Below are 7,891 nucleotides of genomic sequence, written 5' to 3' on the forward strand. Positions count from 1 at the left end.
TTCCAAGGCCGATGGCAGGCGCACCATGGCAATTTTCATGATATCGGCGGCTGTGCCCTGGATTGGGGCATTAATGGCTTCGCGTTCTTCACGCTGACGGACGGCAGGGTTAGGGGGATTTTTAAGATTGGGAAAGTAGCGCCGACGCCCTAAGAGCGTTTCAACATAACCCTGACGGGCCGCCAGCGCCCGCGTGTTCTCAATATAGTCCTTGACGCGGGGAAATTGTCGGAAGTAGGCCTGGACAAAATTTTCGGCTTCGGCCAGGGTGAGGTCGGTGGTGCGGGTCAGCCCATAGGGGCTCATACCGTAAATCAAGCCAAAGTTGATTGCTTTAGCATGACGACGTTGTTCTTTGGTCACCTGGTCTAAGGGGACGCCGTAAATGGCGGCAGCAGTGGCGGCATGAATATCCTGTCCAGCCAGAAAGGCGTTGATCATGGCTTCATCGCCGGAGATGTGGGCAACGATGCGCAGTTCAATTTGGGAATAATCCACCGAAATGAGCACCTTGCCGGGCGCGGCAATAAAAGCCCGCCGCACCATCCGCCCGGTTTCGGTGCGCGCTGGGATGTTCTGCAGATTGGGATCCGACGAAGCCAGGCGTCCGGTAACTGAGCCAGTTTGGTTGAAAGACGTGTGCACACGACCGGTCTTGGGGTTGACCTGCTCGGGCAGCGCATCTACGTAGGTGGATTTGAGTTTGGCTAGCTCGCGGTACTCTAGGATCATTTCAATGATCGGGTGGGTCGAGCGCATCTCTTCAAGCACTTCGGCCGAGGTAGAGTAGTGCCCGCTACTGGTGCGTTTGCGCCGGTCCGGTGGCTCCAAGCGGAGGGTTTCAAAGAGTGCCCGTGAAAGTTGCTGGGTGGAATTAAGATTGAAGGGATAACCAACAATATCAAAAATCTGACTTTCAATTTCAGCCATTCGCTGTTGCAATTCCCGCGACATCTGGCGCAGGAAGGGCACATCCAGCGCAATGCCAGCCTGTTCCATACGCGCTAATATCGGTACCAATGGCATTTCGATATCTTCAAACAGGCGCAAGGCATTGACCTCTTTCAGGCGTGATTCGAGCAATGGTTTTAAGCGCAGGCATATTTCGGCATCGGCGGCGGCGTAGGGGGCAACCATATCCACGGGGACTTCAGCCATAGAACGTTGCTTCTTACCTTTGCCGATCAATTCTTCGATGTGGGTCATTTGAATTCCCAGATAGGCTTCGGCCAACCCTTTAAGGTTGAAGTTATATCCTTCGGGATTGAGCAGCCACGCGGCAATCATGGTATCGAAACTGAGCGGGGAGACCCACAGGCCATGCTCGGCCAGCACTAGTACATCGTATTTCATGTTGTGCCCTACTTTGGTTTTGTGTGGATGTTCAAGATAGGGGCGAAGGCGTTCACGCACGAGTTCCCAAGGCAATTGAGGTTCACCATCAACGTGACCAAGAGGAATATAGTAGCCTTCACCAGGCTCTACGGCCAATGAAACCCCCACCAACTCGGCACGCAGGGGGTCTAAATGTGTGGTCTCGGTGTCAAAGGCGATGTCTGTGGCTTGTTCTAGGCGTTCGCAAAGGGCATCGAGAGCGGTTGGGGAATCTACGATGTGATAACGCGTTTCAGGTGCAGCGGGGGTGCCGATCTGGGTAAGGGGCAGGCCAAAGAGCGAGAGTTGTGTACTGGCCGGCGGCGTTTTCTGTTGCAAGGCTTTGAGCCTCGGGATAAGGCTGCGGAATTCTAATTCTTGGAAGAACTGCTCCACGGCGGCAAAGTTTAAATTGCGGGTACGGGCACGCTCTAAATCCAGGGTGACGGGGACATCCGTGCGGATACGTGCCAGATCGCGACTGAGGTAAGCCGCTTCGTGTCCTTTCTCCAAGAGCGTCCGAATGCGGGGGGGCAGTTTATCGAGATTCGCATAGATATCGTCCAACGTGGGAAATTGTTTTAGTAATTCAACGGCTGTTTTCTCACCGATGCCGTGTACACCGGGGATATTATCTGAGGTATCTCCCACCAGGGCTTTGTAGTCCACAATTTGCCAGGGGTAAATGCCCAGCAAAGCGACGACATCTTGAGGGCCATAATCCTTGGCTTCAGAGAGTTTGTTACCGGCCAGGTTGACGATCACCCGGTCATTGACCAGTTGAAGCAGGTCACGGTCGCCGGTAATGATCTTGACCCCCAGGCCGCTGGCAACCGCTTGCTGGGTTACGCTTCCGAGGACGTCATCTGCCTCATAGCCTTCTTTCTCCAGGATGGGCAAACCAAATGCCTCGACCATTTCGTGCAAGCGGTCAATCTGGGGACGCAGTTCGTCCGGCATTTTGGCACGGGTAGCCTTGTAATCAGCAAATAGATCATTGCGAAAAGTCCGGCCGGTATCAAAAGCTACAGCCAGAAATTCAGGTTGTTCCTGATCCAGCAGGCGCAACAAAACACTGCAAAAACCGTAAATGCCGGTGGTAATTTCGCCTTTGGTGGTCATCAGGTGCTGACCGCCTTTTAGGATGGCAAAGTAGGTGCGGTAGGCCAAAGCATGACCATCAATCAAATATAATGTGGGGGGCATAGGACTTTATCCCTTGCGGTTAGAGCGATTGAGAGAGATAAGGGCATCAATTTCGCCATTTGAAGGCGGCGATTCTCCGGCTAGCGCCAGATGCGTTGGCGCCCAGAACGACTCAGGTCCTTGTTCGGCCATGGGTTCACCAACGCGGTGGAAAAGCCGCCAGGCGCTATGGTGGCGAACAACCTCAACCATATGGCGAGGTGGTATTGACGAAGGAACCGTAACCGTCCAAAGTAGGTAGTTGGGAGTTATGACCAACCGTTTGAGTGCCCAGCCTAGGCGTTGGCACCAGCGCGGCATCCAGCGGGTTAATTCGGTCGTTGCGCGCGGATTTTGGAGGGCGTTTGGGGATGAGGTAACAAGTACCGCCGTGTAAGTCAATAGGAGATCCTTTGCCTCAAGAGATGGAACAGAGGAGGGCAATGAAAGAGGTTGGGTATCTTCAACCGTGAACGCTAAGGGCGAGGTTTCGGTTTCATTACCTATGGGAGGCGGAATAGTATCGGGTGGAGCGGAGGACTGGGATTCGGTTACTGCTGCCAAGGCTTCAAGGAAATCCGCAGGGGGTTCGAAGTTACCTGTGTGGTCTTCTTTGGTGGTTTCAAATTCCACTTCACCCGCCTCGAACTCCAAGTTTGCTTCGGCTTTAGAGTCGATGTTGAAAGAAGCGGTGGTGGAAAGAGAGGTTTCAGGAACAACGGTTGTTTCGGGCAGCCAATCGGGCTGAATATTCGTCCATTCTTCTGGCGCGGCGTGAGAGGGATTAGGGGGAGGGGCTTCACGTAGCCATTGTTCAAGCAGGCTTAAATCCGGAGGCGGGGATTCCTCTTCCTCCGCTTCGGAAGTAGACCATGCTTCCTCATCCAGGATGTTGACCAGTGCGTCGTCATCCAAAGCATGAAGATCATGGGGCGAGGTCATGTCCTCAAAAGGCAGAATCTCCGGGGAAGGAGTCTGGACTTCGGCTAACACCAGTTCAGACGTCAACCAGGGGGAGGCTTTGAGGGTGGTGGCGAATGAACATCCTTTGGCACGGGCTTGTACTAAGGGCAGTGTCGTGGGATAAGCCACTAGTAGCAACGTTTGGGAAGTTATGGGGGTAGCATAAAGCAGAACCGCACCCCCTGGACTTGTGGACTTCATATAGTGCAACCATTCGCCGTTGTTCAACAAACGCTGCCACCGTTGTTCTACCCATGCTAGCACATCTTGACTTAGAGCGCTTTCGAGATGTGTTGCTTCGGTAAGTGGACGTCCAGCACTGAGTATCCAGGCAGCGAGGGCATCTGCCTGATCCACAAAGGACTGCAATTGTTGTTGAAGTGTTTCTAATACCTTAGGCATCTGAGGAGAGATGGAAAGAATTTTCTCGCCTCTAGAAAGGGTTTCCATGACCAATAACAGGTCGGGTAGGTAGAAGGGTTTAGAGAGGTAAGCCCAGGCAGAAATGGCATTGATTTCTAGGTGATGGGGGTTGTTCTCAGGAGGAAAGAGCAGGAGAGGGACATCAGGAAAGTTCCGGTTAAACTGTTCCAGCGTTTCCCCTAGGCTGGTGTCGCCGCCTGGAAAATCCACGATGAGGATATCGAAGACGGGTTGAGCAATAAGAGCGGCGAGTTCTGAGGCAGAATCACAAAGGGCCACCTGATAAAGACCGGTTTCCTCTAGGCTGAGGCGAAGATACTCGGAAAATTCGAGTTGGGGGCTAAAAACAAGAACTTTCTTTGCATCCGCGGGCATATGTTTAAGTCTATCACGGCTGAAAAGGCTGGGCAAGCACCGTCCTGCTAAAAACTTCTTTACTTATCTTGGCAACCCCTGGGGGTTATGGGATAATTCAAGGCTGGCTCGGCAACTTTTGTGATGAGGAAAATGGCGTGAAGTTCAAAAAAGTATGTGTGTTGGGTTTAGGATACATCGGCCTGCCCACGGCCAGCACCCTAGCAACCCATGGGCTTCAGGTTGTTGGGGTAGATGTTAACCCTCAGATTGTCCAGGGGTTACAGAATGGCAAACTTCATCTCTATGAGCCGGGATTGCGCACATTGGTGCAGGCGGCTTTGCGTTCGGGCAATCTGGTGGTGCAGGATAACCCGGAACCAGCGGATGCCTTCATCATTGCCGTTCAAACGCCGTTTCTAGAGGATAAGCGCGCCGATTTACGTTTTGTGCGTGCGGCCAGTGAGGCTATTGTGCCCTACTTACAACGCGGGAATTTGGTGATCCTGGAGTCCACCTCACCTCCCTTGACCACTCGCCAAGTAGTGGCGCCCATTCTGGAACGTTCAGGGCTAAACGCCGGGCGTGATTTTCATCTCGTTTATTCACCCGAACGAGTCTTACCAGGGCAAATTTTAAGGGAACTGATTGAAAACGCGCGCGTGGTCGGCGGGATAGATCGGGCTTCGGCGGAAGCGGCGCGCGATCTCTATGCTACCTTTGTGCGCGGTGACATCGTGTTAACCGATTGTACAACCGCGGAAATGGTCAAGTTGATGGAAAACACCTTCCGCGATGTCAATATCGCCTTAGCGAATGAATTTGCCCGGCTGGCAGATCGGTTGGGAATTGATGTATGGGAGGCCATTGCTCTGGCTAATCGTCACCCTCGGGTTAACATCCTGCGCCCTGGGCCAGGGGTGGGCGGGCATTGTATCAGCGTTGATCCCTGGTTTTTGGTTGAGGTTGCCCCCGATCTCACGCGCCTGATTCGCGCCGCGCGGGAAGTCAACGACTCACAACCCGATTTTGTCATTGAGTGGATGGAACGTACCTTGGGGCGTCTTGAAGGACGCCGGGTGGCGGTATTGGGGCTGGCCTACAAGCCAGATGTGGACGACTTGCGTGAGAGCCCTGCCATCGAAGTTGCACTGCGCCTGGTGCAGGCCGGGGCCCAAGTGCGGGCCTTTGAGCCTTTCAAGCCCGAAGCCCAAATTCCCGCTGTCCCCACGGTGACCGCGCTCGCTGATGCCCTACAGGATGCCGAAATCCTGCTCTTGTTGGTAGGTCATACTCGTCTGCGTGAGTTGAACCCGGAGGAAGTGCGGACACAGACGTCAGCGCGTCTGGTGTTTGATGCGGTGAACGGCTGGGATCAGACTCGGTGGCAAAAGGCCGGCTTTCAGGTGTGGCGTTTGGGGGTTGGGCGTGGGGATGTCTAAGCAACTGCGTGTGGTTTCTATTTTTGGCACCCGACCTGAGGCGGTCAAGATGGCGCCGGTTGTTCAAGCCCTGGCGGCGCACCCTGATATTGAATCGCGGGTTGTGGTTACGGCCCAGCATCGTCAAATGCTGGATCAGGTGTTGGCGGTATTCAACATTCAGCCGGATATTGACTTGAACCTGATGCGCCCTAATCAGACTCTGGCCCAATTGACGGCGGATATCCTGACCCACTTGGATCCGGTATTGGATTCGTTACGCCCGGATTGGGTATTGATCCAAGGCGATACCACAACGGTGATGACAACGGCGCTGTTGTGTTATTACCGCCGGATTCGCGTGGGACATGTTGAAGCCGGTTTGCGCACTGGCGATAAATGGCAGCCCTTCCCCGAAGAAATCAATCGCCGTATCGCCGGTGTAGTGGCGGATCTCCATTTCGCCCCTACCGAGCACAGCCGGCGCAACCTTCTAGCCGAGGGTGTGCCGGATTGGCGTATTGTGGTGACCGGCAATCCGGTCATTGATGCGTTGAACCAGATTATGCGCCAACCTATGCCGGTTGAAGTTCGCACCCTGTTGGATCGCTTGGGGATCGGTGCCGGGGGAAAACGGCTTATCCTGGTAACCGCCCATCGGCGCGAGAGCTTTGGCCGTCCGCTTGAAAACATCTGTAAGGCTCTGCGCCAGGTTGCCGAGTCTTATGCCGACTCGGTTCACCTTATTTATCCGGTTCATCTCAACCCCAATGTGCAAGGTCCGGTGTATGAGCGTTTAGCAGGGGTACCCAATATCACACTAATCCCGCCACTAGACTACTTGCCGATGGTGCATCTTATGCGTCAGGCGACGCTAGTGCTTACTGATTCGGGAGGCATCCAAGAAGAGGCCAGTAGTCTGGGCATCCCAACACTGGTGTTACGCGCCGTCACCGAACGCCCTGAGGGGGTGGAAGCAGGGATCCTGAAACTGGTGGGCACAGATACAGAGGTCATCGTGCGTGAGACGGCGCGCCTTTTAGAGGATGAACGGGCCTATACCGCAATGGCGCACGCGGCCAACCCGTTTGGTGATGGGCATGCGGCGGAACGGATTGTTCGTGCCCTGTTGGCTTTCCGAGAACCTGGATTAAGCATGACCGATGATAGCAAAGACCATTAAGAACGTATGCCTTTGGCCGAAATTGGAGAGTCTGGGCGGTCCGACCTCGTTTCAGCGCCGCTTGATGGCCGGCTTGCGGGCGCGGGGGGTCGAGGTTCACCATAATCCTGAGGATCCGGATTGTCAGGTTATCCTTTTGATTGGCGGCACGCGTCACTTGGATGTGTTATGGCGGGCGCGGCACCGCGGCATCCGCATTCTTCAGCGCTTGGATGGTATGAATTGGTTACATCGGCGGCGGTTCATGGGGTTGCGCCATGCCCTGCGCGCTGAGTATGCAAACCTCAACCTGGCGTTTATCCGTCACTTTTTCGCCGATGGTGTAATCTATCAAAGCCAGTTTGCCCGCGCCTGGTGGCAACGGGTTTATGGGGGTGGGGAGCGCTGGCAGCGCGTCATTTATAACGGTGTGGATTTGGCTACGTTTGCACCTTATGGTATGCATGAACGCCCCGCCGACCGTTGGCGGGTAATGGTAGTAGAAGGCCACTTGCGCGGAGGCAGTGCGCTGGGCTTGGAAAACGCAGTTCACTTTGTGCGCGCCTTGCAAGCGCAGGAAACACGCCCGGTGGAGTTGTGGATTGCCGGCGACGTGCCCGAGGCGGAGCGGGCACAGGTTACCTCTATGGCGCAGGACGTGAGCCTCACATGGACGGGGGTTGTCTCGGCTCAACGGATTGCTTACCTTGATCGTTCGGCCCATTTGCTCTTTTCTGCCGAGTTACATCCCGCTTGCCCGAATGCGGTGATCGAGGCACTGGCATGCGGTTTGCCGGTGGTGGGATTCGATACCGGGGCGCTGGCTGAGATCATCGTCCCTTCGGCAGGACGCGTTGTACCGTACGGTGCTGATCCTTGGCGTTTGCAGCCCCCTCGAGTTGAGCCCTTGGTAACGGCCAGTCGGGAAATCTTAGCCTATTGGGCGGCGTTCTCAAGAGGGGCACGCCAGCGGGCAGAGGCCGCCTTTGGGTTGGAGATGATGACCACC

The 7,891-nt window shown here is 54.9% G+C and carries 5 protein-coding genes; 3 read left to right on the forward strand and 2 right to left on the reverse strand.

The genetic code is table 11. The features are described 5' to 3' along the window. Together polA and AC01YT_RS13235 are read right to left on the reverse strand one after the other, a co-directional pair. A partial coding sequence (gene polA / locus AC01YT_RS13230; protein WP_476676160.1) for a DNA polymerase I occupies nucleotides 1-2,580 on the reverse strand: 2,580 nt, incomplete at its 3' end. Between the two features lie 6 nt (nucleotides 2,581-2,586). Further along, a complete protein-coding gene (locus AC01YT_RS13235) occupies nucleotides 2,587-4,320 on the reverse strand; it encodes a hypothetical protein (protein ID WP_476676162.1) in 1,734 nt (577 codons plus the stop codon). A gap of 137 nt (nucleotides 4,321-4,457) precedes the next feature. Between AC01YT_RS13235 and AC01YT_RS13240 the strand changes: the two genes are divergently transcribed. The 3 genes from AC01YT_RS13240 to AC01YT_RS13250 form a co-directional block, all read left to right on the forward strand. Beyond that, entirely contained in the window at nucleotides 4,458-5,741 is a 1,284-nt protein-coding gene (locus AC01YT_RS13240) for a nucleotide sugar dehydrogenase (RefSeq protein WP_476676164.1), read from the forward strand. Continuing rightward, the gene (gene wecB / locus AC01YT_RS13245) at nucleotides 5,734-6,903 is read left to right on the forward strand and encodes a non-hydrolyzing UDP-N-acetylglucosamine 2-epimerase (protein ID WP_476676166.1); all 1,170 of its coding nucleotides are present in this window, start codon (nucleotides 5,734-5,736) and stop codon (nucleotides 6,901-6,903) included. Before AC01YT_RS13240 ends, wecB begins: the two co-directional genes overlap by 8 nt. Continuing rightward, a partial coding sequence (locus AC01YT_RS13250) for a glycosyltransferase family 4 protein (protein ID WP_476676168.1) occupies nucleotides 6,884-7,891 on the forward strand: 1,008 nt, incomplete at its 3' end. The genes wecB and AC01YT_RS13250, both read left to right, overlap by 20 nt.

The sequence above is a fragment of the Thermanaerothrix sp. genome (assembly GCF_056331585.1).

Coding starts and splice junctions, on each gene's coding strand:
- AC01YT_RS13235 (WP_476676162.1), bottom strand. CDS start 4,320: ATGCCCGCGGATGCAAAGAAAGTTCTTGTTTTTAGCCCCCAACTCGAA.
- wecB (WP_476676166.1), top strand. CDS start 5,734: ATGTCTAAGCAACTGCGTGTGGTTTCTATTTTTGGCACCCGACCTGAG.